23 protein-coding genes are annotated in these 26,038 nt (G+C 70.9%); 11 read left to right on the top strand and 12 right to left on the bottom strand.

Annotation, left to right across the window (positions count from 1 at the left end; genetic code table 11):
* Positions 1–41 precede the first annotated feature (41 nt).
* The gene (locus ACIBVN_RS41575) at positions 42–785 is read left to right on the top strand and encodes an SDR family oxidoreductase (RefSeq protein WP_397145794.1); all 744 of its coding nucleotides are present in this window, start codon (positions 42–44) and stop codon (positions 783–785) included.
* Positions 786–1,025: 240 nt separating this feature from the next.
* Here ACIBVN_RS41575 and ACIBVN_RS41580 read toward each other — a convergent pair whose 3' ends face one another.
* Positions 1,026–1,694 carry a TetR/AcrR family transcriptional regulator gene (locus ACIBVN_RS41580; protein WP_397145821.1) on the bottom strand — a complete coding sequence of 223 codons (669 nt, stop codon included), beginning with the start codon at positions 1,692–1,694 and terminating at the stop codon, positions 1,026–1,028.
* A 175-nt stretch (positions 1,695–1,869) separates the two neighbouring features.
* On the opposite strand from ACIBVN_RS41580, the gene ACIBVN_RS41585 reads away from it, so the two are divergent.
* The 5 genes from ACIBVN_RS41585 to ACIBVN_RS41605 all read left to right on the top strand — a co-directional run bounded on the left by ACIBVN_RS41585 (position 1,870) and on the right by ACIBVN_RS41605 (position 5,711).
* The gene (locus ACIBVN_RS41585) at positions 1,870–3,435 is read left to right on the top strand and encodes an MFS transporter (protein ID WP_397145795.1); all 1,566 of its coding nucleotides are present in this window, start codon (positions 1,870–1,872) and stop codon (positions 3,433–3,435) included.
* A gap of 11 nt (positions 3,436–3,446) precedes the next feature.
* Complete coding sequence (locus tag ACIBVN_RS41590) at positions 3,447–3,689, top strand: hypothetical protein (RefSeq protein WP_397145796.1); 243 nt, start codon at positions 3,447–3,449, stop codon at positions 3,687–3,689.
* 11 nt (positions 3,690–3,700) lie between these two features.
* Complete coding sequence (locus ACIBVN_RS41595; protein WP_397145797.1) at positions 3,701–3,892, top strand: SdrD B-like domain-containing protein; 192 nt, start codon at positions 3,701–3,703, stop codon at positions 3,890–3,892.
* 263 nt (positions 3,893–4,155) lie between these two features.
* Positions 4,156–4,746, top strand: a complete 591-nt coding sequence (locus ACIBVN_RS41600; protein WP_397145798.1) for an RNA polymerase sigma factor — start codon at positions 4,156–4,158, stop codon at positions 4,744–4,746.
* The gene (locus ACIBVN_RS41605; RefSeq protein WP_397145799.1) at positions 4,746–5,711 is read left to right on the top strand and encodes a CU044_5270 family protein; all 966 of its coding nucleotides are present in this window, start codon (positions 4,746–4,748) and stop codon (positions 5,709–5,711) included. Before ACIBVN_RS41600 ends, ACIBVN_RS41605 begins: the two co-directional genes overlap by 1 nt.
* A 113-nt stretch (positions 5,712–5,824) precedes the next feature.
* Here the strand turns inward: ACIBVN_RS41605 and ACIBVN_RS41610 are convergent, their stop codons facing one another.
* Positions 5,825–6,256 carry a nitroreductase/quinone reductase family protein gene (locus ACIBVN_RS41610; RefSeq protein ID WP_397145800.1) on the bottom strand — a complete coding sequence of 144 codons (432 nt, stop codon included), beginning with the start codon at positions 6,254–6,256 and terminating at the stop codon, positions 5,825–5,827.
* The gene (locus ACIBVN_RS41615; RefSeq protein WP_397145801.1) at positions 6,256–7,020 is read right to left on the bottom strand and encodes an SDR family oxidoreductase; all 765 of its coding nucleotides are present in this window, start codon (positions 7,018–7,020) and stop codon (positions 6,256–6,258) included. Before ACIBVN_RS41615 ends, ACIBVN_RS41610 begins: the two co-directional genes overlap by 1 nt.
* A gap of 148 nt (positions 7,021–7,168) precedes the next feature.
* Between ACIBVN_RS41615 and ACIBVN_RS41620 the strand changes: the two genes are divergently transcribed.
* Positions 7,169–10,519, top strand: a complete 3,351-nt coding sequence (locus tag ACIBVN_RS41620; protein WP_397145802.1) for a BTAD domain-containing putative transcriptional regulator — start codon at positions 7,169–7,171, stop codon at positions 10,517–10,519.
* Between the two features lie 47 nt (positions 10,520–10,566).
* Here ACIBVN_RS41620 and ACIBVN_RS41625 read toward each other — a convergent pair whose 3' ends face one another.
* Together ACIBVN_RS41625 and ACIBVN_RS41630 are read right to left on the bottom strand one after the other, a co-directional pair.
* Positions 10,567–13,698 (bottom strand): S8 family serine peptidase, encoded by a 3,132-nt coding sequence (locus tag ACIBVN_RS41625; protein WP_397145803.1) that lies wholly within the window; start codon positions 13,696–13,698, stop codon positions 10,567–10,569.
* Positions 13,699–13,809: 111 nt separating this feature from the next.
* Positions 13,810–14,496: a DUF2848 domain-containing protein gene (locus tag ACIBVN_RS41630; RefSeq protein ID WP_397145804.1), complete on the bottom strand. Its 687-nt coding sequence runs from the start codon at positions 14,494–14,496 to the stop codon at positions 13,810–13,812.
* A 122-nt stretch (positions 14,497–14,618) separates the two neighbouring features.
* On the opposite strand from ACIBVN_RS41630, the gene ACIBVN_RS41635 reads away from it, so the two are divergent.
* On the top strand, positions 14,619–15,941 hold the full coding sequence (locus ACIBVN_RS41635; RefSeq protein ID WP_397145805.1) for an MFS transporter: 1,323 nt from the start codon (positions 14,619–14,621) through the stop codon (positions 15,939–15,941).
* 15 nt (positions 15,942–15,956) lie between these two features.
* Here ACIBVN_RS41635 and ACIBVN_RS41640 read toward each other — a convergent pair whose 3' ends face one another.
* On the bottom strand, positions 15,957–16,583 hold the full coding sequence (locus tag ACIBVN_RS41640) for a GntR family transcriptional regulator (RefSeq protein ID WP_397145806.1): 627 nt from the start codon (positions 16,581–16,583) through the stop codon (positions 15,957–15,959).
* A gap of 75 nt (positions 16,584–16,658) precedes the next feature.
* Between ACIBVN_RS41640 and ACIBVN_RS41645 the strand changes: the two genes are divergently transcribed.
* Both ACIBVN_RS41645 and ACIBVN_RS41650 read left to right on the top strand, forming a co-directional pair.
* Complete coding sequence (locus ACIBVN_RS41645) at positions 16,659–17,987, top strand: amidase (RefSeq protein ID WP_397145807.1); 1,329 nt, start codon at positions 16,659–16,661, stop codon at positions 17,985–17,987.
* Between the two features lie 75 nt (positions 17,988–18,062).
* Complete coding sequence (locus ACIBVN_RS41650; protein WP_397145808.1) at positions 18,063–18,818, top strand: ZIP family metal transporter; 756 nt, start codon at positions 18,063–18,065, stop codon at positions 18,816–18,818.
* Positions 18,819–19,045: 227 nt separating this feature from the next.
* Here the strand turns inward: ACIBVN_RS41650 and ACIBVN_RS41655 are convergent, their stop codons facing one another.
* Positions 19,046–19,678 (bottom strand): alpha-ketoglutarate-dependent dioxygenase AlkB, encoded by a 633-nt coding sequence (locus ACIBVN_RS41655; RefSeq protein WP_397145809.1) that lies wholly within the window; start codon positions 19,676–19,678, stop codon positions 19,046–19,048.
* A 103-nt stretch (positions 19,679–19,781) separates the two neighbouring features.
* On the opposite strand from ACIBVN_RS41655, the gene ACIBVN_RS41660 reads away from it, so the two are divergent.
* Entirely contained in the window at positions 19,782–20,915 is a 1,134-nt protein-coding gene (locus ACIBVN_RS41660; protein WP_397145810.1) for an IS630 family transposase, read from the top strand.
* Between the two features lie 7 nt (positions 20,916–20,922).
* On the opposite strand, the gene ACIBVN_RS41665 is transcribed toward ACIBVN_RS41660, so the two are convergent.
* From ACIBVN_RS41665 to ACIBVN_RS41685, 5 genes are all read right to left on the bottom strand, one after another.
* Positions 20,923–21,759 (bottom strand): hypothetical protein, encoded by an 837-nt coding sequence (locus tag ACIBVN_RS41665; RefSeq protein ID WP_397145811.1) that lies wholly within the window; start codon positions 21,757–21,759, stop codon positions 20,923–20,925.
* A gap of 97 nt (positions 21,760–21,856) precedes the next feature.
* Positions 21,857–23,386, bottom strand: a complete 1,530-nt coding sequence (locus ACIBVN_RS41670) for a sulfatase (protein ID WP_397145822.1) — start codon at positions 23,384–23,386, stop codon at positions 21,857–21,859.
* 183 nt (positions 23,387–23,569) lie between these two features.
* The gene (locus ACIBVN_RS41675; RefSeq protein WP_397145812.1) at positions 23,570–25,084 is read right to left on the bottom strand and encodes a multicopper oxidase family protein; all 1,515 of its coding nucleotides are present in this window, start codon (positions 25,082–25,084) and stop codon (positions 23,570–23,572) included.
* Positions 25,085–25,095: 11 nt separating this feature from the next.
* Positions 25,096–25,554 (bottom strand): hypothetical protein, encoded by a 459-nt coding sequence (locus ACIBVN_RS41680; RefSeq protein ID WP_397145813.1) that lies wholly within the window; start codon positions 25,552–25,554, stop codon positions 25,096–25,098.
* A gap of 147 nt (positions 25,555–25,701) precedes the next feature.
* Positions 25,702–25,863: a hypothetical protein gene (locus tag ACIBVN_RS41685; protein ID WP_397145814.1), complete on the bottom strand. Its 162-nt coding sequence runs from the start codon at positions 25,861–25,863 to the stop codon at positions 25,702–25,704.
* Between the last annotated feature and the right edge of the window lie 175 nt (positions 25,864–26,038).

Consider the following 26,038-nt stretch of genomic DNA (forward strand, 5'->3'; position numbering starts at 1 on the left):
TGATAGTTTCCGTGAGTCACCGAGACAGGGGAGAGATCATCATGCGGATCGCAGTCGCCGGCGCGACCGGGAACATCGGGGCCCTCACCGTCACCGCCCTCGAACGGGACGGGCACGACGTCGTGCGCGTCAGTCGTTCGCTCGGTGTCGACCTGGTGACCGGTGACGGGCTTGACGGCGCTCTCGCCGGCGTCGAGGCGGTCATCGACGTCACCAACGGGCCGGCGACCGACGCGGCCGAGGCGGTGGCGTACTTCGGCGCCGCCACGCGAAACCTGCTCGCCGCCGAGGAGCGGGCCGGCGTCCGCCACCACGTGCTGCTCTCGATCGTCGGGATCGCCCGGGTCGAGGGCAACGCGCACTACGCCGGCAAGCGGGAGCAGGAGCGCCTGGTGGCCGCCGGCCCGGTGCCGTGGACGATCGTCCCGGCCACGCAGTTCCACGACTTCGCCGCGATGGTGGCGAGCTGGACCGAGCAGGACGGCGTGGCCACGATCGCGCCGCTGCTCGTGCAGCCGATCGCGCCCGCCGACGTGGCCGACGTCCTCGCTGAGATCGCGGTGGGCGAGCCGAAGGGGCGCTACGCCGACGTGGCCGGTCCCGAGCCGCAGGACCTGGTGGACATGGCCCGGCGCACCAACCAGGCGCAAGGCCGCGAGGTGAAGCTCGTGCCGACGTGGTCAGGGCTGTTCGGCCCGGCGATGGCCGGCGACGTGCTGCTGCCCGGCGAGGGCGCCCGCATCGCGCCGACCACCTTCGACGAGTGGCTCGCCGCTCAGCGGTAGAGCCCGGTTGCCGTATCGGGCGCGTACCCGATCGCGATCATCGGCGCCGCTCCGGCGCCGGAGCGACGGGCGGGGGCATCGGACCGTCGAGGCCGGAACGGAAGCCCGCGGACGTGAGGAACCCCGCCCCCCGCATCCCCGGACCGTGGACACGATCGCCCGGCAGCGGACGCGCATCTCCGGACCGCGGACACGGTCCGTGCCGCCCGGGCGTGGCACGAACGCGAGTGACCGGAACGCTCAACACCGTTCGGAGCGTTCGGCTGAGGCTTGAGTAACGGTCACGGGTGCCAGCCACAGCCCCACGAGCGCGTCGACCAGCCCGGTGGCGGCGTCGTGCCAGCTGGACCGGGGCGTGGGGGCGCCTTCGGCGAGAGCGCGTTCACGCTCGGCGCACATGTGCGTGATCAGCTGGCGCGCCATGTCGCCGCGCTCGGCCCGCACGTCGGCGGGCAGTTCGGGCAGGCACCGGTGGAATCCCTCGATGGTCCGTCGCAGGGAGGGGGAGGAACGGGTCTGCTCGGCGATGATCGCGCGCAGGGCGGGGTCGGTCACCACCTGGGCGACGAAGCGGGCGTACCAGGTGGGGGAGCCCTGGGCGGCCAGATGCTCGGTGACGGGGCGCACGAGGCAGGCGGCCCAGTCGCGCACGTCGGCGGAGTCGCCCATGTCGGCCAGCATCCGCTCGCGAATCCGCTCGATCGGCTCGGCGTGTCTGCGGGCGATCGCGCGTACCAGGTCCGTCTTGGTACCGAAGTGGTAGCCGACCGCGGCGTTGTTGCCCTGCCCGGCGGCCTCGCTGACCTGGCGGTTGGACACCGCGAACACTCCGTGCTCGGCGAACAGCCGCTCCGCCGCCGTCAGGATCCGCTCGCGCGTCACGCTGACCCGATCGGTCTTGTCCGCCATCGTCACCACCGCACCGGCACTTCCCGCACTCCGCCGACCGCCGGCGATCGGCGGCCGCTCACCTCGGCTCACGAGGAACACTCCTTGGATCGATGCCGTTAGGCTTAAGTCAAGCGACTGATTTACTGTATACCTCATACTTCGCTTCCCCCAACCCCCGCAACGGAGTCCCCGCATGCCCAATATCTCCGCCCGCGCCGCGCACGCGGCCGGCCCGCCGCGGTCGAACACCTTCGTGGTGGTGCTCGCCTTCGCCGGGATCGTGGTGTCGTTGATGCAGACCCTGGTGATCCCATTGATTCCCGAGCTTCCCAAGCTCTTGGGGGCCTCGGCGTCCGACACCACCTGGGCGGTCACCGCGACGCTGCTCGCGAGCGCGGTGGCCACGCCGGTGTGGGGACGGCTGGGGGACATGTACGGCAAGCGGCGCATGCTTCTGGTCAACCTGTTCCTGCTGGTCGCCGGATCGGTGCTGTGCGCGTTCAGCGACTCCCTGACGCCCATGATCGTCGGGCGGGGCCTGCAGGGCCTGGCGTCCGGCGTCATCCCCCTCGGCATCAGCATCATGCGCGACGAACTGCCCGCCGACCGGCTCGGCTCCGCGACCGCGCTCATGAGCGCCTCGCTCGGCGTGGGCGGCGCCCTGGGCCTGCCCGCCGCCGCCCTCATCGCCGAGAACGCCGACTGGCACGCGCTGTTCTGGACCGCGGCGGTTCTCGGCGCCCTGGCCCTCGTCGTGGTGCTGGCGCTCGTGCCCGAGTCGGCGGTGCGCAGCGGCGGGCGCTTCGACGTGGTCGGCGCCGTCGGGCTGTCAGCCGTGCTGGTCTGCCTGCTTCTGGCGATCTCCAAGGGCGCCGACTGGGGCTGGTCCGACGCCCTCACCATCAGCCTGTTCGCCGCGGCGGCCGTGGTGCTGCTGCTGTGGGGCTGGTGGGAGCTGCGCACCCGGGAGCCGATGGTGGACCTGCGTACCACCGCGCGGCGCCAGGTGCTGTTCACCAACCTCGCCTCCGTCATGATGGGCTTCTCGATGTTCGCCATGTCACTGGTCCTGCCGCAGGTGCTGCAGCTGCCCGAGGCCACCGGGTACGGGCTGGGGCAGTCGATGCTGGCCGCGGGCCTGGTGATGGCGCCGTCCGGCCTGGTGATGATGGTCATGGCGCCCCTGTCGGCGCGTGTGTCCGCGGCCATGGGACCCAAGGTGACCCTGATGATCGGCGCCGTCGTCGTCGCCGCCGGCTACGGCCTCAACATCGCGCTGATGTCGGAGATCTGGCATCTCGTGCTGGTCTCCTGCGTCATCGGAGCCGGCATCGGATTCGCCTACGCCTCCATGCCCGCCCTCGTCATGGGGGCCGTGCCGGTGACCGATACGGCCGCCGCCAACAGCCTCAACACACTCATGCGCGCCGTCGGCACGTCGGTCTCCAGCGCCGTGGCGGGTGTCGTCCTGGCCCAGCTGACCATCAAGTTCGGCCCCGTCGCCCTTCCCTCCCAGGACGGGTTCCGCGTCGTCATGGGCATCGGCGCCGGTGCGGCCCTGCTCGCCTTCGTGCTGGCCGCCTTCCTCCCGCGCCGGAGCCCGGCCGCCGCCGCGGTGACAGCGCACGCGGCGCCTGATGAGGAGCCCGCGTACGAGCCGGCGGGCGCCTCCTGGGCGGGCAGGCCCGACGGCGGCGTCGAGATCCGCGGCTTCGTCAGGAGCGATGACGGCCACGGGTCGGCGGCCACGCCACGCTGACGCTGGTCGACGTGCGCGGCCGCCAGCTCGGCCGGTCCGTGACCAGGGGCGACGGCGGCTACGGCGTCTTGACTCCCGGCAAGGGCGCGTACGTCCTGATCGCGTCGGCCGCCGACCGCGATCCGCACGTGGCCACGCTCGTCGTGGGCGACCAGCCGGTCGACTTCAACGTGGTCCTCGCCGGCTCCAGCAAACTGACCGGCCTCGTACGAGACCTCGAGGGCAAGCCGGTGACCGTGACGGCGGCCCGCTGACCGACGCGCGGGTGACGCTGCTGGACGCGGCCGGGAACGTGGTCGGCACCACGACCACCGGCGAGGACGGCGCGTACGCCTTCGCCGACCTGACCGGCGGCCAGTACACCCTCATCGCCACCGGATACCCGCCCGTGGCCGACATCGTGACCATCGACGGCCGGGACGACGACCGCGACCTGTGGCCGGCCCACACCGAGTAACGCCCAGAGCAGGAGCAGCACCATCTACACCAGCCACGAGGCCGCCCACACCAGCCGGCCGGCCGCCGGGGGCTGCACGCCCTGATCCGTACGAAGGACGGGTGGCCCGTGCGGCAGGCGGTCGTCACGGTGACCGACTCGACTACAGCAACAGACCAGCAGGTTGATGTACGACGGTTGCGCGTGCGGGCGCCCTGGACGGGTTCACGCATCGGGCTCGTGGCCGTCGAGAACTCGATTCGTCCCATCGGGAAACAGCAGGCATGACACGAACACCACCGGAGGAGATGGTCGAGGCGGACGACGCCGAACTCATCCGCCGGTCAATCGACGACCCGGAGCAGTTCGCCGGAGTGTTCGACCGCTACGTCGAGCAGATCCACCGCTATGTCGCGCGACGGCTGGGCGTGCAGGCCGCCGACGACATCGTGGCGGAAACGTTCCTGACCGCCTTCCGCCGTCGCGCCTCCTACGATCACACGCAGCCGCTGGCCAGGCCGTGGCTGTACGGCATCGCGACCAACCTCATCGCCAGGCAGCGGCGCGATGAGGAGCGGTTCCTGCGGGCGCTGGCGCGTACCGGTGCGGAGCCACCGCCGGAGCCGATGGCCGACGCGGCGATCGACCGCGTCGCCGCGCAGGCCGAGGACCGTCGGCTAGCAGGGGCGCTGACGGGCCTGGCCAGTGGTGACCGCGACGTGCTGCTGCTGGTGGCGCTGGGAGAACTGGCCTACGACGAGGTGGCGCAGGCGCTCGAGATCCCGATCGGGACAGTGCGCTCGCGCCTGCACCGGGCCCGTAAACAGGCGCGGGCCGCCCTCGGCACCAGCTATCGGACGAGAGAGGACGCATAATGGACGAGTTCACACGGTTCCTCGAAAACACCCCCGCCATCAGCGGCGATGCGAAAGAGGCCGCGCGCACCCGGCTGCTGCTGGCCATGCGCGAGCCGAGCCCCACGCCGCCGGCGATCGCACCGGTGCGACGCAAGCCGCGCCTGGCCTGGCGGCTGGCGCTCGCCGCATCGGTCGCGCTGGCCATCGGCGCAGGGAGCTGGATGGTACGCGGCGCCGACCAACCTGCCACTATCCCGGTCTCCGGCGTCCGGGATCTCGGCGACAAGGCGGCCAGGAGCGCCGAGACCGACCCGTACAAGATCACGCCGTCGCCGGGCCGGTGGTTGTATGTGAAGCAGACGATCGCTCCGCTCCGCAAGGAGCCGGAGCCCGAGGTGGATCGCGACAAGCGCGTGACTCTTGAGACGTGGCACAGCTTGGACGGCAAGCAGACCGCGTTGGACGACGGACGGGGCAAGCTCGTCATCCACGAGGCCGGCCCTGGCATCACGGGCGCGGACCTGGCCAGAGCGCCGGTCACCCCCGAGCAGATGATCGCCAGGATCGGGGCGAGCGTCGATGCGACCCCAGCCACGGAGTTCGACGACGCCGACGCGACCAGGGAGGAGCGGATCTTCCAGACGGTCTCGCGGTTGCTGAGAGACCAGCCGCTGGTCGCCGACGTGCGGGCCGCGTTGTTCCGGGCGCTGCCGGCGATCCAGGGCGTTTCGGTCAAGCAGGACGCGATCGATGCAGCGGGCCGCCACGGGGTCGCGTTCGTCTACACGGGAGCCTCGGAGCGCTACGAGATCATTGTGAGCGCGCAGGACTACCGGTTCCTGGGGACGTATGGCGAGAGCGTCGCCGAGCGCACCTTCGACCTTCCTGGCGGCGCGACACGCACGGTCAAGGCGGGCACCCCTCTGGTGTGGACCGCACGTATGACCGCCAAGGTCGTCGACAAGCCCGGCGACCAGTTGTAGGGGAAGCAGCCACATCACAGCACGATGCGGTTCGGAGCGATGAGTGACCCTGCACCCAGGGGAGGCCGGACGGACGTGGCGGCGCCGGGGCGGGTGCCGCCGGCACGGCTCGGTCAGATGCGTTCCAGGACGACCACGGGGATCTGCCTGCGGCTCCTGACCTCGTAGGTCCGGTAGACCGGCGCGAGCTCGGTCATCACGCGCCAGAGCCGCTCTCGCTCCGGCCCTTCGGCGGTACGCGCGCGGGCGGTGAACCGCTCGCCGAGGATCTGCACGCCGACCTCCGGGTTGGCCACCACGTTCAGGTACCACGAGGGGTGCGTGTGGGTGATGGCCGAGCCGGACGCCACCAGCACGTAGCGGCCGTCGTCCGCGCCGAAGAACAGCCCCGTGCGCAGCCACCGGCCGGACTTCCTGCCCTTGACGGTGAGGACGAGGTTGGTCACCCCTCCTTCCAGGTAGCCGTCACGGCCGTCCGTGGCCAGGTAGCGGCGGACGTGCTCGGCGACCGAGGAGTCGGGGCTGTCGGCGGCGTCGTCCCACATCAGTGGCCTCCCGCGGTGATGCCCTGGGCGAACCCACCGTCGACCGGGAATTCGGCGTTGGTGGTGAAGGTCGCGTCGGCGGCCAGGAAGAGCGCGGCTGCGGCGACCTCCTCGACGGTGCCGTTGCGCTTCAGCGGGGTGGTCTCGCTGCCCTGCCGCTCGAACTCGCGGCGTTCTTCCTCGGTCAGCCCGGCGACACCCATGGTCGGGGTCTTGATGTAGCCGGGGGCGACGGAGTTGACGCGGATCTTGCGAGGCAGGAGCTCGGCTGCGAGGACGTGGGAGATCGCGCGCACCGCTTCCTTGGAGCCGGAGTAGGCGCTCAGGCCGGGGAAGATCAGGTCGTTGGCGACGGTGGTGAAGACGATCGCCCCGCCGTCGTTGATCAGCGGTGACAGGCTCTGCACGGTGAAGAAGGCGCCCTTGGCGTTGACGGCGAAGTGCCGGTCCCAGGAGTCCTCGGTGACCTCCTCGAGCGTCTGCACCTCGGCGATGCCGTGGTTGACGAAGAGGTAGTCGATGCGGCCGAGCTTGTCCCGCACGGTGGCGGCGAGGGCGCGGATGTCGGCCATGCTCGCCGCGTCGGAGCGTACGACGTGCGCGGAGTCCGGCTCAAGCTCGCCGCGTGCCTGTTCGATCTTCGTCTCGTTGCGGCCCGTGAGTACGACCTCGGCCCCGCCGTCCAGGAGCGCCTTGACGATGGCCAGGCCCATTCCGTGGGTACCGCCCGTGACGACGGCCTTCTTGCCTGCGAACTTGCTCATCAGTGACTCCCTGGTCAGACAGCGTGTGGTGCGCCGGTTCCGATCGGCGCACCACAGAGAATGCGGGCCTGGACTCGCGCTCTTCTGTCGGTCTGCTTGCGGTGCGCTGACACGCCAGGCGATGACCATGTGGCCGTACGGTGGGTCCATGCGTTTCGGGGTGTTGGGTCCGCTTGCCGTCTGGTCGGCGGACGGTGAATCCGTGGTGGTGCCGGAGTCGAAGGTGCGCTCACTGCTCGCGGCTTTGCTGACGGCTCGGGGCCAGGTGGTCTCCGCCGACCGGCTCGTGGACGAACTGTGGGGCGACGCGCCACCGGCGAATCCCACGGGCGCCCTGCAGACCCTGGTGTCGCGGCTGCGGCGGGTGCTTGCCCGGTCCGGGGGGCAGGGCCTGGTGGTGCATCGGGCCCTCGGCTACGTCCTCGACGTGGCGGACGAGGCCGTGGACGCAGGCCGGTTCACCGTGCTCACCGCACGGGCCCGTGCCGCCGCCGATCCTCGCGAGCGTGCCGGCCTTCTCACCGAGGCGCTGGAGTTGTGGCGCGGTCCCGCCTTCGCCGACTTCATCGACGAGCATTTCGCGCGTGCGGCCATCACGCGCTTGGAGGAGCAGCGCCTGCTGGCCCTCGAGGAACAGGCCGAGGCCCGCCTCGAGCTGGGTGAGCACGGCCTTCTTGCCGGGGAGCTCGGCGACTTGACGGACCGCCACCCGCTCCGGGAGCGGTTGCGCGCGGCCTATATGCGGGCCCTGTACGGCGCGGGCCGGGCGAGCGAGGCCCTGGACAGCTATCAGGATCTACGCCGCCGTCTGGAGGAGGATCTGGGCCTTGAGCCGGGTCCTGAACTGGCCGCTCTGCACCGGGAGATCCTGCGGCAGGACCCGGCCCTGCAGGCCGTCCCGGCACCCGCGTCCGTCCCGCGCCGCCACACCAACCTGCCCACCCCGGCCACCGGCCTGATCGGGCGGTCGGAGTCCGTGGAGCAGGTCCGAGCCCTGCTCGCGGCGGGCCGCCTGGTGACGTTGACGGGACCCGGTGGGGTCGGCAAGACACGACTGGCGGTGGAGGTGGCGTCCGGCCTGACCGGTTCCCACGCGGACGGTGTCTGGCTGGTGGAGCTGGCCGCGCAGGCCTTCTCCACCGAGTCGGGCGCCGCGACCACGGGCGATGAACTGGCCGAGGTGGTGGCCGCGACGCTGGGAGTCAGGGACGACGCCGGTCCTGGCCCGCTGCCGGGCAGGAGGCCGCGCACGCTGCTCGACCGCCTGTCCGACGCGCTCCGCACCCAGCGCCTGCTGTTGGTCCTGGACAACTGCGAGCACGTCATCGAGGCCGCCGCGGGCCTGGCCCAGGCGCTGCTGCGGGACGCCCCTGGAGTACGGATCCTCGCCACCAGCCAGGAACCGCTGGGCATCTCGGGCGAGCAGGTGTGGCCTGTGTCGCCGCTCGATCTGCCCGCGGACTCGGCCGACCAGGCGGCGCTGCGCACGTCGAGCGCGGTGCAGTTGTTCCTCGAGCGTGCTGTCGCGGCCTCGCCCGGCTTCGCCCTCTCCGACGACAACGCCCGGGCGGTCGCCTCCATCTGCCGCCGGCTCGACGGGATTCCGCTGGCCCTGGAGCTGGCGTCGACCCGAGTACGGGTCCTTGGCGTGTGTGAGCTGGCCAGGCGTCTGGACGACCGGTTCCGGCTGCTCACCGGCGGCCATCGGGGTGCCCCGGCCCGGCAGCAGACCCTGCGCGCGATGATCGACTGGAGCTGGGAACTGCTCACCGCAGCCGAGCAGGCGGTGCTGCGCCGGCTCGCCGTTCACTCCGATGGCTGCACCCTGGAGGCCGCCGAGGCTGTCTGCGCCGGTGCCGGCGTGAAGCCCCCGGAGGTCCTGGACCTGCTGACCCGTCTGGTCGACCGTTCCCTCGTGCAGGTCGCCCACGAGGCCGACGGCACCCGGTACCGGTTGCTCGAGTCGGTCTCGGCGTACCTCCTGGAGCGGCTGCGGGAAACCGACTATGAGCGGGTACGGCGCGCCCACGCGCACTACTACGCGGCGTTCGCCGAGCGGGCCGACTCCTTTCTGCACGGCGCCGATCAGCAGCACTGGCTGCGACGCCTGGACGCCGAGACCGCCAACATCCGCAGCGCGCTCGACAGCGCCGCCGCCGACGGCGACGCTCGCCTGATGCGACGGCTTGTCCACGCGATGGCCTGGTACTGGTTCCTGCGCGGCCGCCTCACCGAGGCCAACCGCTACCTCACCCTGGCCCTCGCGCTGCCGCAGGATCCTCCCGGACGCGGTGAGGGCGCGGCGGACTCCACGGCGGACTCAACGGCGGACTCAGCGGCCGGCCGGGTGCCGGACCGGTCGGGGACCGTAGCGTGGCACACCGGGATGAGCCTGCTGTCCGGCTCCCCGGACGGACCGGCGCGCCACAGCCGCGCCGTCCTCGAGGTGTACGAAGGCATCCGCGACCCGCACGAGCGGATCAGGGCAGGCTGGCTGCTCGGCTTCGCGGTCACCCGGTTCGGTGACTTCGCGGTGGGCGAGGAGCTACTGAACCGGCTGCTGACCGAGTCCCGTGCGCTCGGCGACCGCTGGGGACTCGCCGCGGGGCTCAGCACCCGGGGCATGCAGACGTACGTGTGCGGCGATCTGAAGGCTTCCCGGCGCGAGGCCGAGGAGAGTCTCAAGCTCTTCCACGAGGCCGGCGACCGATGGGGGCAACTGCAGGCTACGGCCGTGCTCGGGCGGCTCGCCGAGATCGAGGGCGACTATCCGCAGGCCGCCCGCCTGCACCGGGAGGGGCTGGGGATGGCCGAGGATCTGGGGCTGTGGACCGACGCCTCGATGCGCTGGTCCGAGCTCGGCAGGATCACCCTGTTGACCGGCGACTACGCCGGGGCCGAGGAGTTCCACGAGCAGGGCCGACGACTTGCCGTCGAGCAGGGAGACCAGCCGGCCGAGGAGTTCGCCGAGATCGGGCTCGCCCTGGGGGCGCGCCGGCAGGGGCAGTTCGACCGAGCGGAGTCGTATCTGCGCCGCTGGCTGGAATGGAATCGGCAGTTCGACGCGGAGTACGGGGCGGCGCTGATCCTGGCCGAGCTCGGCTTCCTCGCGGAGCTGCGCGGGAACGCGGAGACGGTACTGGCGCTGCACCTGGAAGGGCTGGCCGCGGCCCGGGACACCGGCGATCCACGGGCGATCGCCCTGGCTTTGGAGGGACTCGCCGGGGCGCGGGCCCTCGCCGGACACCCCGTGCGGGCCGCGCGCCTGCTCGGTGCGGCGTCCGCGGCCCGCGCCTCTGCAGGCGCGCCGCTGCCGATGGCCGAGCGCGCTGACGTGGACCGGATCACCGCGGCGCTGCGGGCGGCACTGGGAGAAGCCGGCTTCGAAGCCGAATTCGAGCAAGGCATCGCCCTGGTGCGGGCCGGGGTCAGCCTGATCGGCGCGACGCTGAAGGTGGAGCTGGACATCCAGGCCGTGCAGGGCACATCCCTGCCGTAGGGACGCCCGCCCCTGGATGGGTCCAGGGGCGGGCGTCCATGCCGTGGTTACGGCTGTACGGCGGGCAGCTTCCCGAAGCCGACCTGGTCGGCCTCCTGATCGCCGCTGCGGTCGTCCAGGGTGACGACGAGCCAGCCCCTCGCCGGCGTGGTGGCGAGCTTCGCCTGGTCGACGGTGAGCCGGACGGTGGCGGAGGCGCCGGGCTCGAGCGGCACGTACGCCCCCGTGGAGATCGCCGGAGCGAAGGCGTCGAACGCCGCCGGCTCGGTCTCGTCCACGAGCCCGTCGGGGATCTGCGAGAAACCGGCCGCCGAGTACGTGAAGCGCGAGGCGCCCTCGGCCAGGCCCACCTGGGAGGCGAGAACCGGCATCAACAGGGTGCCGCCGTTCATCGGAGCCGTGGCGACCCAGGCGTCCACCAGGGACCCGTCGGCCTTGAAGACGAACGTGGCGAACCGCCCGTCGAAGTCGCCCGTGGTGACCAGACCGTAGTCCGCGCCGACCAGGAAGTGGTCGGGCGCTCCGTCACCGGTGGAGTCGATCGCCACGTCGAACTCGTTGACCGAGGCGTTGGACCAGCGGCCGGAGGTGTTGACCGCGAAGACCAGCGCCCGGTCGGTGTCGGCGCCGCCGAGCGCCGAGCCGGGGAGCGTCTGCACGCCGACCGCGCGGATGTCCATCGAATCCTCGCCGCCCTTGACGTCGTCGGCGTCGCTGATGCCCCAGGCGTAGACGTCCGCGGCGCCGGAGTGCACGCCGTCGTTGCGGACGCCGACCGACGTCACGAGCCCGCCGTCGCCGGCCGTGTACGGGCCTGGCCTGGATGAGCGCACCCGGGACGCGGCGTCGGGGACGAGCAGGAACGCGCCCCGCAGCGGGTGGACGCCCTCGGCGGCCGTCCGCGGCGTGGCGGTGACCGCGCCCTGGATGTGGGTGACCGTACCGAAGTTGGAGGTCTCGGCGGCGGGAAGCGCGGCCACGGCCTGAGCGCTGAGCGACAGCGTGACCTGGACGGTGCGGCTGCTCTCCCGGCCCACGGTCACGGTCGCGGGGGAGACCGAGACCTTCGCGCCGTAGGACTGGCCGGTGAAGGCGGCGGCCAGGTCATAGGTGACCGGGGACTTGCCCGTGTTGCGGATGGTGAAGCTCTCGCTCTGCCTGTAGGCGCCGTCCAGTGACTTCAGGCCGAACGACAGGTTGGGCGAGCCGTCCCTCGCCTCACCGGTCACCGTGGCGCCGACCGCCTGCCGCGTGGCCACGACACCGGAGCCGGCGACCCTGGCGGTGTAGCTCTTGATCTTGGACGTGGCGTCGGCGGTGCTGACGATCGCGGCCTTGATCTGGCCGGGACGCCAGCGCGGATGAGCCTGCTTCACGAGCGCGGCCACGCCGGCGACCATCGGTGCGGCCATCGAGGTGCCCGAGATCGTCGCGGGGCCGGAGCCGGTGCCCACGCCGGTCGAGACGACGGCGACGCCGGGCGCGGTCACGTCCGGCTTCAGCGAGCTGCTGACGTTGGCCGGGCCGCCGGAGGAGAACGAGGCGAGCGCGGCGTAGCTGGGATTGGGCACGGCCAGCGCCGCCAGCGTGGTGCTCTTGCCGTCCAGCGCCGCCGCCGCGGCGCCGTCGGTGCCCTTGATGCCGAGGAACGGAATGGTGACCGCGTACGGCTCACCGGTGTCCGGGTCGGAGGTGATCGGTCCTTCCAGCGGCGGGTACGCGCCATCGCTGTTGATCATCGCGACCGCGGCGGCGCCGGCCTGCTGGCCGAGGATGGCCCGCTTGACCCGGGCGCAGGTGCCACGCAGGGTGACCACGAGCTTGCCGGCCACTCCGCCCGGGTAGGCCGCGTAGTCGGCGGGATCGCAGCCCAGCGAGAGCGGGCCGGAGGGGTAACTCGTGCGGAGCACCGCGATCGGCAGGGCCCCGGAGGGCAGGGCCGCCTCGTTGGAGTTCTGTGCGACGATCTCCGTGCCGTCCGCTGAGATCTTCGCGGCGGGCAGCTGGGCGCGTGCCGCGTCGAGGGCGGCGACCGAGATGGCCGTGGGGGCGATGGCGGGCGCCCCGACCAGGTAGGCGTTCGCTCCGGAGTTGCCGGCCGAGGCGACCACGGTCACGCCTGCGCGGGTCAGCGTGCGCACGGCCTGCGCCGAGGGCTCCTCGACGCGGCCGAAGGGCGAGCCGAGCGACATGTTGACGACGTCGGCGCCGTCCTTCAGAGCCCGCTCCATGGCCGAGACGATGACGTCCTCGCTGGCCGAACCCGCACAACCGAAGACGCGGTAGGCCAGCAGCGAGGCGGCCGGCGCCACACCCGGTCCCACCTTGAAGGCCCTGGTGTGCGTGGTGGAGTCGTACGGGCCGGTGTAGGTCTTGCCGTCCGCGCTCACCCCGAAGCCGGCCGAGCTGCCCGCCACGTGGGAGCCGTGGCCGTCGCAGTCGAGCGGGTCGGGGTCGGGCTTGGGCGTCGAGGCGGGGTCGTTGGCGTCGTAGGCGTCGCCCACGAAGTCGTAACCGCCGATCACCTTGGCGGTCGGGAACGTGCCCGGCTCGACCACGGCGCCGTTGTTGCCCGTGAAGTCGGCCGGATTGCCGGACCCGCCGAAGTTGGCGTGCGTGTAGTCGATCCCGGTGTCGATGATCGCCACCTTGACGCCTGTGCCGGTCCTGCGCAGGTCCTGCCACGTCTGCGGGGCCCCGATGTACGGGACGGCGGCGGTGTTGTCCGGGCGGAACGTGCGCACCGGGTGCACGGAGAGCACTCCGGGGGCCTGCTGGATCGCCGGCAGGCTGCGGCGCGGGATGGAGGCGGCGATGCCGTTGAAGGTGTCGGTGTAGGTGGTGAGGACCTTTCCGCCCTCCGCCTTCACCTTCTCCTCGACGCTCTGCTGTTTGTCGTGGAGCGCGGCACGTAAGGACGGCCTGTCGACCGTCTTGCCGGCCTCGGCGGCATCGGCGGCGGCGTCGCCGACCGGCGTGCCGTCGACCTGGATGAGAACCTTGAGCTGCCGGGCGGGATCGAGCGCGGCCGGCTTGAAACCGGCGTAGCCGAACGCACCGTCCAGATGCCGGAAGCGATCCGGACGGGTGGGTTCCGCGTTCGCCGCTAACGGCATCACGGTCAGCGGAATCGCGATGCCCGCGGACGCGAGCACGGCGAGCAGCAGACGCCTCTTCAATGATCACCTCTGATGGCGCGGGGGGACAGAGCTGATCAAAGAGTGAACTCACCACGACCGCATCAGATTGCACTTCGGTAACAAATAGAACACGGGATCTGTAAAGGCAGATCAGCCGATCGGCTCCGGCATCCGGGTCACCCGGTAGGCGAGCTCGATGGTGTCGCCAGTGGCCGGGTCGCCGAGCTCCACGCGCCAGCCCGCCGCGAACTGGTCCACGTCCTTCGCCATGGGGATCGTCCCGGAGATCAGGACCGTGCCCGGCAGCAGCTCGCCGCGCTCGCGCAGCACGTCGATCCAGTAGGCGGGCGGGAGTAGCTCGGCGAGGGTGCCGTTCTGGATCTCGGCCTCCTCGGCGCCGTGCGTGACCCAGGCCCGCAGCGTCAGGTCGTCGATCCGCTCCTGGACGTCCGACAGGCGCCAGGCCCGCGAGGCGAGGACGTCGGGGGCGGCGTTCTTGCTCCACGCCACGCCGTACGCCTCGAGCTCGCGGTCGGTGTGATCGCACGCGACCGTCAGCAGCAGCTCGCCGTCGTCCGCGACCACCAGCGCCCATTCGGCCTCGCCGGAGGTGCGCCCGTGCTGGACGCTGACCTCGCCGGTCTGCTGGGCGAGATAGGGGGCGACCGGGTAGAGGGCCGGGATGACCTTGGGGGCGGGCACGCCCAGCTCGGCGAGCTCGGCCACGTGGGCGGCGACGTCGGCCTGGCTGCGGCCGGCGTACCCGGCGTTGAACAGTCGTACGACGTCAACGGCCTGGTCGGAGCCGTCGGATAGCGTGAAGGTCAGCCTGCTCATGGTCCTCCTCGGGCGGTCGCCCGTTTCGAAGCGGTTAACTTCTCAGGGCGGGGCTTGCGCATACGAACTGTATACAGCAAGTATGCCGTAACGCCTCAGCGCCACACGACAGGACGACATTCATGCACAATCCAGACACTTCTGGCCGACCGGGCGCCCGCCGTGCCTTCCTCGCCAGCCTGACCGGAACCGCCCTGGAGTGGTACGACTTCGCCGTCTACTCCGCGGCGGCGGCGCTGGTCTTCGGCGACCTGTTCTTCCCCGCAGAGGACCCCTTCACCGGCACCATCCTGGCGTTCTCGACGTACGCCGTCGGCTACCTCTCCCGGCCGCTCGGCGGCTTCGTCTTCGGCCGCCTCGGCGACGTGCTGGGCCGCAAGAAGATCCTCATCGCCACGCTCGTCCTCATCGGGGTCACGACGCTGCTCATCGGCGTCCTGCCCACCTACGAGACGGCGGGCATCGCGGCCCCCATCGCGCTGGTGTTGCTCCGTTTCGGGCAGGGCGTCGGGGTGGGTGGCGAGTGGGGCGGCGCCGTCCTGCTGTCCAGCGAGTTCGGCGACCCGCGCAGGCGCGGCTTCTACGCCTCGGCCGCGCAGGTCGGCCCGCCCGCGGGAAACCTTGCGGCCAACGGCGTGCTCGCGCTGCTCGGGGCGGTGCTGAGCGAGGACCAGTTCCTGTCCTGGGGCTGGCGGGTGGCGTTCCTGCTGTCGGGCCTCCTGGTGGTCTTCGGGCTGTGGATCCGGGTGAAGCTGGAGGAGACGCCGGTCTTCAAGGCCATGGAGACGGCCCAGACCCGGCCGGAGGCGCCGATCCGCGAGGTGTTCACCACGCAGCCCCGCGCGCTGGTGGCCGCGATTCTCAGCCGCATCGCCCCCGACGTGATGTACGCCATGTTCACGGTCTTCGTCCTGACCTATGCCACGCAGGAGCTGCACATGTCACGCAGCTCGGCGCTGACCGCGGTGCTCATCGGGTCGGGGCTGCAGGTCTTCCTCATGCCGCTGGCCGGCGCCCTGTCCGACCGGGTCAACCGGCGCGCGCTCTACGGATGTGCCGTCGTCGCCGCGGGTGTGTGGCCGTTCCTGTTCTTCCCCGCCGTCGGCGGGGGCAGCTGGCCGCTGCTCCTGATCGGCGTCGTGGTCGGGCTGGCCATCCACGCGTTCATGTACGGCCCCCAGGCGGCCTTCATCGCCGAGCAGTTCTCCCCGCGCCTGCGGTACACCGGCTCGTCGCTGGCGTACACGCTGGCCGGGATCGTCGGCGGGGCGGTCGCGCCGGTGCTCTTCGCGACGCTGCTCGGCACGTACCACTCCTGGGTGCCGCTCGCCGTCTACATCGCGTTCGCGGCGGTGCTGAGCTGCGCGGGCGTCTACCTGGGCAGGAACGCCGACCACGCGGAGGACGAGGAGTTCGAACGGCTCAACGCGGCGGGCTCTCGGTGAGCCCGGCCGGCTGACTCAGGCCCCGAGCAGGACCTTCAGGGTCGTCCCCAGATGAGCGCTGATCGCCGTACGGGCGGCCTCCGCGTCGCCCCTGGCCAGCGCGTCGTAGATCTCCCGGTGCTCCCTGAGCACCTCCTCCTGACGGCCGGCCTGGGTGTACAGGGCGATCACCCCGGCCCGGATCTGGCGGCTGCGCAGCCCGTCGTAGTGCCGGTTGAGCAGGGAATTGCCGACGGCGGAGACGATCGTGGCGTGGAAGAGGCGGTCCACGGCGATGAACTCCCTGGCGTGCTCGGGGCCGCTCAGCGCGCGCTGGCGTTCCATGAGCTCGGTGAGCTCCGGCAACGGCGCCTCGCCCGAGGCGATGACCTGCTCGGCCGCGTAACGTTCCACGATGCCGCGCAGCTCCATCAGCTCGGTGATCTCGCGGCCCGACAGCGGCGCGATGTGCGCTCCGCGCTTCGGGACGAGCTGGATGAGGTCCTCGGCCGCCAGAAGCAGCAGGGCCTCGCGGATCGGCGTGCGTGAGACGCCGATCCGCGAGGCGATCTCCTGCTCCGACAGAAACTTCCCCTGCATGTCGGGATCGGTCAGCACGCTCTCTTTGAGATACGCGTACGCCTTGTCTCGTCCGGACTGCACGGGGCCTCACCATCGATCGCATACAGCTGGTATGCAGAAATTACCACGCTGTTCGCTCCCGCTGAGAAGGACCTTATGGATCTGACCACACCAATGCCCGGCGACCGCGCGGCCAGGGTGGCCGAGGCCGCCGATGCGGCGCTGCTCCAGCGCCTTCACCGCGCCCTCGCCCGGCCGCAGGACGCGCAGGAAGGACCTCGGCCCGTTGCCGCCGAGGGCGAGGGCAGGGGACGGCATGTCCGCGACGGCGGCCCGTACATCTGGACGGCCCCGCACGGTTGGACGCCCGGCGACGTCAGCCCGGGCGCCGGGCTGCTCGACGGGTGGACGCTCGCGGTCAAGGACCTGATCGCCCTGGCCGGGCGGCCCATCGGCGCCGGCTCCGCGGTACGCGCCGGCGCGGCGGCCGAGACGACGACCGCCGAGGTCGTGGCCCGGCTGATCGGCGCGGGCGCGGAGGTCGTCGGGAGCACCGCGTTGCACGAGTTCGCGTTCGGGACGAGCGGGATCAACCGGCACACCGGAACCCCCGACAACCCGAACGCCCCCGGCCACATCACCGGCGGGTCCAGCTCGGGGTCGGCGGCGGCGGTCGCCGACGGCTCCGCGCGGATCTCCCTGGGCACCGACACCGGCGGCTCCATCCGGATTCCAGCAGCCCTGTGCGGAGTGGCCGGATTCAAGCCGTCCTTCGGCCTTTATCCGACTGCCGGCGTGTTCCCGTTGAGCCCGTCCCTGGACCATGTCGGGCTGCACGCCCGCAATGTGCCAGACCTCTGCCTGGCGCACCGGGCGCTCGGGCACGCCGTCGGCGACGCCGTGGGGCGCGTCCGGCTCGGGGTGCTGACGAGCGAGGTCGAGGCGGCCGACGATCCGGTCCGCGAGGCGACGGAGCGCGCGCTGGCCCGCCTAGAAGACGCCGGTCACGACCTCGTCCCCGTCGAAGGGCCCGCACCCGAGACGGTGTTCGCGACGAGCACCGCGATCATGTTCACTGAGGCCGCGGCCGTGCACGAGCCCACGCTCGGCTCCACCCGCTACGGGCCCGACGTGTACGGCAGGCTGGCGACCGGTGCGATGATCAGCGGCACCACCTACCACAATGCCCTGGCCGCCAGGCGCCGCCTGATCGAGCAGGTCCGGGCGTCGCTGGCGGACGTGGACGCCCTGATCGGGCCGACCGTGCCGCTGCTCGCCCCCACCCTCGAGGCCGCCTCGCAGGACAGCACGCTGCCCGCCCGGCTCGTCGCGAACACCCGGCTGGCCAACGTCACCGGCCTGCCGGCCCTCTCGCTCCCGCTCCCCTCCGCCGGGCCGCCCATCGGCCTGCAGCTGACCGGGCTCGCCGACGGCGACCTGCTCGCTCTCGCCGCCGCCGTGGAGAGCATCGTCGGCGGGTCCTAGCGCGAGGAGCACCGGGGAGGCGGGCGCCCGGGCGAAGCACGAAGTTCGTACAGTCCTGTATGGGGAGGTGCGGGCATGCCGGAATGGCTGGAGGCGGGGCTGTGGGGGCTGGTGGCCGGCGGGGCGCTGGTCCTGGGAGCCGCGGTCGCCTGGCTGGAGAGGGTTCCGGAGCGGCTGATCGCCATGATCATGGCCTTCGGGGCCGGTGTCCTGATCGCGGCGCTCTCGTACGAGCTGCTGGACGAGGCCGAGCGCACCGGCGGGCTCCTGCCGACCGCCGCCGGCTTCCTCACCGGCGCCTGCGTCTACGTGGCGGCCAACATGCTGCTGGCCCGGCGCGGCGCCCGGCACCGCAAGCGTTCGGGCCATCAGCAACCGAGCGAGGCCGACGTCCAGGGGAGTGGCGCGGCGATCGCCATCGGCGCCCTGCTCGACGGCGTGCCCGAGTCCGTGGTGCTCGGCCTGTCCCTCATGGGCGGAGGACAGATCGGGCTCGCCGTCCTCGCCGCGGTGTTCATCTCGAACGTCCCAGAAGGGCTCTCCAGCGCCGCCGGGATGAAGCGCGCGGGCCGCGGCGCCCGTTACGTGTTCGGCATCTGGGGAGGCATCGCGCTGGCCAGCGGAGTGGCGGCGCTGCTCGGCAATCTGACCATGCAGGCCGCCTCGCCCGCGACCACCTCGGTCATGATGGGCGTCGCGGCGGGCGCGATCCTCGCCATGGTGGCCGACACGATGATCCCCGAGGCCTTCGAGCGCGCGCACGCCCTGACGGGGCTCATCGCCACGGTCGGGTTCCTGTCGGCCTTCGCCATCGAGCGCCTGGCTGAGTGATCATTTTCCGCTTGCTTGAGGGAGCCTGCGTACCAGTTGGGCATCATCGGCCCTGTCCTTCGGCGACGGCCCGCACCGGTGTCCCGGAGCGGGCATCGCGATCCTGGAGGCCGACGTCTTCCTCAGCCGCCTCTTCGCCGAGCGGCAGACGCCGTCTAGTGCCGCATCAGGCAACGTCCGCCCTGGTGAGAGTGTGAGCAGACGGTCTGGTGCTGGTTCGGTGGGGGCTACTGGCCGGGATGGAGGATGGTACGGAAGGTCACCGACACGCGTCGGCCGCGTGGGACACGGCCGGTGGTTCCGGGATCGCTCTTGCGTGCGGCGATGGCATGGCGCCAGGTGTAGCGGGCCGGGCCGGTCATCACCAGCAGGCTGCCGGGTGCGAGCGGCACTGCCAGCTTCGTGCCGTCCTCGGGATTGGTGAAGTCCATGAGGCAGCCGGAACCTAGTGAGATCGCGGCGATGACCGGACCGAAGCAAGGCAGGCAGTCGACATGGGCGCTGATCCCCTGACCCGGCCGGTACTCGTTGACGATCACTTGCTCCGCCTCCTGGTCCATCAGGCCCTCACTTGCGAGGCGGGCGGCCACCTCTCGGGCCCATGCGGGAAGCGGCGGTGTGGCTGCCTGCCGGTCGCCTGCCACGCTGCGGCGGCCGTAGTCGTAGCGGTGGCCGTAGTGCTGCACTCGCCGCTTCAACTGTGCCGACCACTCCGCGGTGTCGATGTCCGAGAGCAGGGCCTGGCAGGCGTCGGGCGTGAGCCAATTGGCGATGTACCGCAGTCCCGGCACACCAACGGAGGGCTGCGGTCGGGATATGGGATCGATGCCCAGGGAAAGTTGGTCGGAGGTCTCAGACATGCCCCGAACAGTAGCCAGTCATGCGCCACATGTCCGCGAGCGGAGGAGGCCGAACACGCCGGTTTTACTGCCGCGGAGCGGAGGGCTCCGGGAAGCTGTGCGGATGGCGGAACGGGTGCGGGTACGGGAGATCGATGACGACGAGGGGCGGCGCCTGCTGCGGATCGTGCGCGGGGGCACCGGTTCGGTGGTGACCTGGCGGCGGGCTCAGATGGTGCTGTTATCCGCGCAGGGCATGCCCGTGGCGAAGATCGCCGAGGTGACGTTCACCAGCGCGGACCGGGTCCGGGACGTGATCCACAACTTCAACGCCGACGGCTTCGAGGCGCTCTACCCCAAGTACAAGGGCGGCCGGCCGAGAACCTTCACCCTCCCAGAACGCCGGGAGATCAAGAAGATCGCCAAGTCCAAGCCGGCCGAGCACGGCCTGCCGTTCTCGACCTGGAGCCTGGCCAAGCTGGCCGACTTCCTGGTCACCGAGGGGGTGGTCGACGACATCAGCCACGAGGGCCTTCGGGGCCTGCTCCGCGAGGAGGGCGTCTCATTTCAACGCATAAAGACCTGGAAGACTTCCCGCGACCCCGACTACGCCGCCAAGAAAGCGCGCGTCGAGCACCTCTATGCGATCGCCGACGGCGAGGTCATACCCGAAGACGGCGAGCCCGAAGTCGTCTTATGCCTGGACGAGTTCGGCCCGCTCAATCTCCAGCCCCACCCCGGACGGCAATGGGCCGAACGCGGCGGACGGCACAAGGACTCGGCCCGGGAGCCTAGGCCCCGGAGGCGGGCGACCTACACCCGCCCGCACGGGGTCAGGCACCTGTTCGCCGCCTATGACCTGGGTCGGGACAGGCTCTACGGCCACATCAAACCGAAGAAGAACCGGACCAGGTTCCTCGAGTTCTGCCGCTACCTGCGCAGCCTCTACCCGGCCGAGATCCGAATCGCGATCGTGCTCGACAACTTCTCCCCGCACCTGACCACGAAGAAGGACACCCGCGTGGGCGACTGGGTCGCGGCCAACAACGTCGAATTCGCCTACACGCCGACCAACAGCTCCTGGCTCAACCGCATCGAGGCCCAGTTCACTGCCCTGCGCTACTTCGCACTCGACGGCACGGATCACGCCAGCCACAAGGAGCAGGGAGGCATGATCCGCCGCTACGTCATCTGGCGGAACAAGCACGCCACCGACGAACGCCTCCGCGAGGTAGTCAACAGGGCGAACGTTGCCTGATGCGGCACTAGCTCCAGATACCCGGGACCTCGTCCGGCACGTAGTCCTCGACTTCCTCCCGGTCGATCACATCTCCCCGCAGAGGCAGGAGAACGGTGACCTCACGACCCCAGTCCGAGTACCGGCTGTCCGACTCGATCTGCATGGAGCCGCTGTGGAGGGGCAGGACGGCCTTGGCGGACAGCCGTTCGACCAGACCGGTCGGGCCGAGCCAGAGGGTGTAGGAGATCTTGCCGTCGCGGCCGCTCCTGGAGCGTGTCCCGAAGCGGGAGGAGAAGGCGGGGGAGACCGCCGCGAGCTTGGTGGCCTTGACCGATCCCTTGAGTATCCCCTCGCGATACGAGGTCCGGTGGGTCAGGAGCGTCTTGAGCGTGGCCGGCTCCAGGACCTCGAGCAGCAGGTTGCTCGCCGGCAGCTCCGTCCACTTGTAGCGCACCCAGCTCGTGCCCTGGGGCAGTGCGTCGTCGACGACCGGGCCGGCGACGTAGCTCACATTTCCTGAGGAGATCATTCTGATCGGCCCCTCCTGCAGGGCCTCGGTCTCCTCCGGGTCGGACTTCATCATGCTGCGGCGCAGCTTCTCGCTGTAGCGCAGGGTCTGGGCCACATCGGCCGCGATCGGGCCGCGCGGGCCGAACCCGATCGTGCCGTCCAGACCGGAGGTGGCGACGAAGCCGCCGCCGTACGTCACCTTCGCGGTGGACTGGACGTTGACGGCCTTGCCGCGGCCTAACTCGGCCTTGAGCGCCCTGACCGGGTCGATCTTGGGTGCCGCCTGCGCGGGCGTGGTGGTGAGCTGCACCACGCCCGCGACCACGGCGACACCGACGATGGTTCGCTTCATGGGTTTCCTCGGGAACGATCCTGAAAGACGCGAACAATCTGGTGCATCGGAAGATCGCCCGTCAAGCCGTTCGCCAAGGCAGGCATCTACGGCCGGGTCAGCGCAGGTGAGCGGCCGTCCAGCAGTCCACCGCGCCGGGCTTGCCGCACTCCTTCAGAGCGTCCAGGGCCTTGCTCAGGACGGCCGTCCTGGGGTTGCCCGGGTCGTTGGACTCCTCGCGGGGATCGGTGACGGTGTTGTAGTACTCCGGCTTCGGATCGCCCTTGTACTCGACATAGAGCTCACCCGCGGTCCGCACGGCGTTGTAGGTGGGCGGACGGGAGTTGCCCTTCTTGAGGGCATCCGCGTCGGGATCCTGCTGGCCCGGCGCGTTGGGGGTCGGCTTGACGTGCTCGATCAGCGCCGCGTTGCGCCAGCCGGTGACCTTCTCGCCCTGGATGAGGGGCAGCAGGCTACGGCCGTCGCGGCTGTCACGCGTCGCCTTGTCGACGCCGGCCATGTCGAGGAAGGTCGCGAACAGGTCCACGTTCTGGGCGATCGCGTCGGTCACGAGGTCGCCGCGCGGCCCCGTGGCCGGACGCCGGACGATGAGCGGCACCCGTACGTCGTGGTCGTAGGCGCTGGCCTTGCCGCGCACCAGGCGGTGCTGCCCGAGGTGGAAGCCGTTGTCGCTGGTGAACACGACGTACGTGTTCTGCTTCTCCGCCTCGGTCAACGCCGACAGGACGTTTTGCACCATGTCGTCGATCGACTGCACCATGCGGATCCGGTCGCGGAAGTCCTCGCGGAGCTTGTTGACCATCTTCGGGCCGAGCGGCTCCCGCCGTACCCAGGAGGGCTTGTCGGCGGTGTCCTCGTCGAACGCGGGCAGGGAGGCGACGTCGATGCTGTCGCAGTCGGGCCCGCCGCAGTCGCCGTGGGGGAACTCCCCGCCGGGGAAGCGGTCCTTCGGCCGGTCGCGCTCCGCGGGCGGGAAGCGCGGCTCCGTGTCACCGGGCTTGACGTTGACCCTGTTGTGCGGCGAGAAGGGCGAGACCTGGAGGAAGAACGGCTCGCCTGGGGCGTACTTGCGGGAGCGCTCGATGAAGCCCACGGCCCGCTGCCCCATCTCGTCCACCAGGTACTTGCCCCCGGAGGGATCGGTCGTCCGGCTGCTGCCCGACTCCTCCTTGATGTAGCGGGTGAGCCGGTACTTGAACTCGTTGTATCCGCCGGCCGCGGTCACCTGCCACTCGTCCCAGCCGGGCGGCACGTTGTAGCCCTTGCCGGCGGGATACTCGTTGATGTACTTGCCCAGGTAGCCCGTACGGTATCCGGCCTCATGCAGGGAGACGGCGTAGGTCCTGCCCTCGTGCTTCTTGAACGCCGAGTAGCCACCGTGGTCGTAGCCCTGGTTGGTGCGCACGCCGGTGTTGTGGGGGAACTGGCCGGTGAACATGGTGGCCCGGGACGGGCAGCAGAGCGAGTCGGCCACGTAGTAGCCGGTGAACGTGGTGCCGTCGTGGGCGAGGCTCTTGACCGTGTCCATGTACTGGAGCAGCTCGGCCGACATGTCGTCGACGAGGAAGAAGATGATGTTCGGCCGCTTGGGTTGGGCCACGGTGCCGGCGGCCGCCTGGGACACCATGGTCAAGCCAAGGACGACGGCTACCGCCACCGCCAAGACTTTCCTGATTTTTCCGGACATCGCCATGACAGCCTCTTTGGCGCAGATAGGAGAGGTTAGGGGTGCGATGCACAGTAATTCAGGACAAACATCACAATCAACTCGAAACTACACAAAATGGACACAGTTTGCGAACCGGCGGGCTCACTCCGGCTCGTTGGCCGCCGGGCCGCCCACGGTGAACCGGGTGGTGACCCCCTCGTACATCAGGTGGGTGACCAGTCCCTCGGCGGCGTGGGGCAGGTTGTGGCAGTGGTCCATCCAGATGCCGGGGTTGTCCGCGACGAACGCGATCTCGTACGACTCCCCGGCCCCGACCTCGAGGGAGTCCACCCACCAGGGGCTGCCCGAAGCGGGCACGCCGTCGCGGCTGAGCACCACCGCGTGGTGGCCGTGCAGGTGCATGGGATGGGCCTCGCCGCTGTCGTTGGAGACGCGCATCCGCACCACGTCACCCTCGGCCACGTGGAACATGGGCACGTCGGGATAGAGGTGGCCGTTGATCGTCCACCACACCCCGGGGACCCCGTCGAGGAAGCCGGGGCGGCGCCCCATGTCGTACTCGAACCGCCGGTCGGGCCTGCCGGGGTCGAACCCGAGCGGCGCCGGGGTGCCGTACGTGAGCACGTCGAGCGTCGCCGCCGGGCGAGGCGCCGGGGGCGCGTCGTACGACGACGAGCCGAGCACCACGCCGGTGGGGCCGCCGAGGTGGATCCGGACGGGGGAGCCGTTTTCGGGCATGGTCACCTCGATGTCGGCGCGCCCTCCGGCGGCGATCGCGAGGGCCTTGCCCGTCACCGGTGCGGGCCCGTTGAGCTCTGTGCCGTCGACCGCCACGAGCCGGTACGGAGCGCCGCCGACCCACGCCGGCATGACGCCGTACTCGGTGTTGATCACACGGATCCGCGCCCGCGCGCCGGGCTTCGCCTCGACCTGGACGTCGCCCTCGCGCCCGTTGACGGTGCGGACCCCGTTGTACAGGTGCACCAGCGCCACGACGTCGGTGACCTCGCGCGGCCCCGGCTCGACCACCAGCGCTCCGAGCAGCCCCCCGCGGACCTGCTCGTGTGACATCTGGTGCGAGTGGTACCAGAAGGTGCCCGCCTGATCTGCGATGAACCGGTAGGTGAACTCCTTCCCGACGCCGACCGCGTCCTGCGTGACGCCGGCGACCCCGTCCTCGGCGTTGGGCACGTCGACGCCGTGCCAGTGCAGCGTGACGCCCCCAGGCACCGACTCGTTGATCAGCCGCACCTGGACCAGCTGGCCCTTGGTCGCCTTGATGACGGGGCCGGGGGACTGGCCGTTGAGCGTGTAGCCGTCGAACGCGCGGCCGGAGGGCAGCCGGAAGCGCTGCTTGCGGGCGACCATGGTCATCGAGACGTCGGCCCGGCGGCCGGCGTCGGCGGTCAGTTGCGTCACGTCGCGCCCAGGCCCATGGCCGCCCCGGGCCGAGGCTCCCCCCGGCGCGTGCGTCTCGTGCCCGGAGGAGCCGTGCGGCCCGCCCCCGTAGTCGGCGTACCCCATGTCCATGACCGAGTACGGCTCTGGCAGGAGGCTGTCCTGCCAGAGCCAGACCAGCGGCCCGAGCACGGCCACCGTCGCGGCGCACGCGACAATGAGGCGGACGCGGCCGCCACCCGGGGACTGTCGGACCATGAGACCCGCCGTCAGCCCTGAGCGGCGGGCTGTGCGGCGACCGGCGCGCTCACGCCCGCGCCGCGACGCGCCGCGTAGATCGCCGAGCCGAACAGCAGCAGCGCGTTGATGCCGTGCACCGCGCCCACCAGCGGGATGTCGTGACCGAAGATGCCGAAGGCGACCTGGAGGACGACGAGCAGGAGCACCAGCCCGGCCGCCTTCACCGCTCCGGGGACCTTCGCCCAGAACGAGGAGATCAGCAGGAGCAGCGCAAGGGCGGGGATGACGAACATCCCGTTCATGCCGTGGATGACGATCCCCAGGAACTCGGGGAACGGCGCCTGCCCGCTCTCGACGAGCGTCTTGTCGACCACGCCGCCCTCCCCGATCCACTTGCCGAGCCCCGCGTCGAACCAGACCACCATCGACGCCTGCACGGCCACCTCGATGGCGATCAGATAGGCCAGGACCTTGTAGACCTGTTTCATGAGCCCCTCCCCTTGCGAGACCGGCCGCCGAGGGCCGGTGTCCTCACGTTGTCCTCACGTTAGGGAGCGCGAGTTGCAAGGGAATGGTGGACGACTTGGTGCGGGCTTGGCGGACGGCGGCCGGCCTGCCGGTGCCTGCCCAGGCGCCTAGGCCACCACCGCGCCGGAGCCGGGCAGCACCAGCCGGTCGGCGCGCAGCTCGCTCAGCGCGGCCTCGACGGCCACCTCCAGGGCGCCGGCCACCCCCGTGCCGTCGAAGAACTCCGTCCACGCCGCGGCCACGCCGGCCAGCGGATCGGCGTCGTGCACGACGTACGTCGCCGCCGACCGCCCGGCGGTCCGGGCTTCACGTCAGCGGCATCTCCCAGGTGGCCCGGCTCGTCGCCTAGGTAGCTGGTGTTTTTTGATCTATCTCGTGTCGGTCTCTCCTCGTGTGCCAAGGTGATCGATGTAGGTCACCGGGCGTGGGGAGAGATCGAGCGAT

Source organism: Nonomuraea sp. NPDC049400 (assembly GCF_044466425.1).
In the GTDB taxonomy this organism is placed as follows: domain Bacteria; phylum Actinomycetota; class Actinomycetes; order Streptosporangiales; family Streptosporangiaceae; genus Nonomuraea.

What these genes read in the sequence shown, in the direction of transcription:
- ACIBVN_RS41645 (WP_397145807.1), top strand. Translation starts at nt 16,659, where the DNA reads ATGGATCTGACCACACCAATGCCCGGCGACCGCGCGGCCAGGGTGGCC.
- ACIBVN_RS41670 (WP_397145822.1), bottom strand. Translation starts at nt 23,386, where the DNA reads ATGGTGTCCCAGGCGGCCGCCGGCACCGTGGCCCAACCCAAGCGGCCG.
- ACIBVN_RS41675 (WP_397145812.1), bottom strand. Translation starts at nt 25,084, where the DNA reads ATGGTCCGACAGTCCCCGGGTGGCGGCCGCGTCCGCCTCATTGTCGCG.
- ACIBVN_RS41610 (WP_397145800.1), bottom strand. Translation starts at nt 6,256, where the DNA reads ATGTGGGACGACGCCGCCGACAGCCCCGACTCCTCGGTCGCCGAGCAC.
- ACIBVN_RS41635 (WP_397145805.1), top strand. Translation starts at nt 14,619, where the DNA reads ATGCACAATCCAGACACTTCTGGCCGACCGGGCGCCCGCCGTGCCTTC.
- ACIBVN_RS41605 (WP_397145799.1), top strand. Translation starts at nt 4,746, where the DNA reads ATGGACGAGTTCACACGGTTCCTCGAAAACACCCCCGCCATCAGCGGC.
- ACIBVN_RS41665 (WP_397145811.1), bottom strand. Translation starts at nt 21,759, where the DNA reads ATGAAGCGAACCATCGTCGGTGTCGCCGTGGTCGCGGGCGTGGTGCAG.
- ACIBVN_RS41655 (WP_397145809.1), bottom strand. Translation starts at nt 19,678, where the DNA reads ATGTCTGAGACCTCCGACCAACTTTCCCTGGGCATCGATCCCATATCC.
- ACIBVN_RS41680 (WP_397145813.1), bottom strand. Translation starts at nt 25,554, where the DNA reads ATGAAACAGGTCTACAAGGTCCTGGCCTATCTGATCGCCATCGAGGTG.
- ACIBVN_RS41580 (WP_397145821.1), bottom strand. Translation starts at nt 1,694, where the DNA reads ATGGCGGACAAGACCGATCGGGTCAGCGTGACGCGCGAGCGGATCCTG.
- ACIBVN_RS41600 (WP_397145798.1), top strand. Translation starts at nt 4,156, where the DNA reads ATGACACGAACACCACCGGAGGAGATGGTCGAGGCGGACGACGCCGAA.
- ACIBVN_RS41585 (WP_397145795.1), top strand. Translation starts at nt 1,870, where the DNA reads ATGCCCAATATCTCCGCCCGCGCCGCGCACGCGGCCGGCCCGCCGCGG.
- ACIBVN_RS41630 (WP_397145804.1), bottom strand. Translation starts at nt 14,496, where the DNA reads ATGAGCAGGCTGACCTTCACGCTATCCGACGGCTCCGACCAGGCCGTT.
- ACIBVN_RS41615 (WP_397145801.1), bottom strand. Translation starts at nt 7,020, where the DNA reads ATGAGCAAGTTCGCAGGCAAGAAGGCCGTCGTCACGGGCGGTACCCAC.
- ACIBVN_RS41650 (WP_397145808.1), top strand. Translation starts at nt 18,063, where the DNA reads ATGCCGGAATGGCTGGAGGCGGGGCTGTGGGGGCTGGTGGCCGGCGGG.
- ACIBVN_RS41620 (WP_397145802.1), top strand. Translation starts at nt 7,169, where the DNA reads ATGCGTTTCGGGGTGTTGGGTCCGCTTGCCGTCTGGTCGGCGGACGGT.
- ACIBVN_RS41660 (WP_397145810.1), top strand. Translation starts at nt 19,782, where the DNA reads ATGGCGGAACGGGTGCGGGTACGGGAGATCGATGACGACGAGGGGCGG.
- ACIBVN_RS41575 (WP_397145794.1), top strand. Translation starts at nt 42, where the DNA reads ATGCGGATCGCAGTCGCCGGCGCGACCGGGAACATCGGGGCCCTCACC.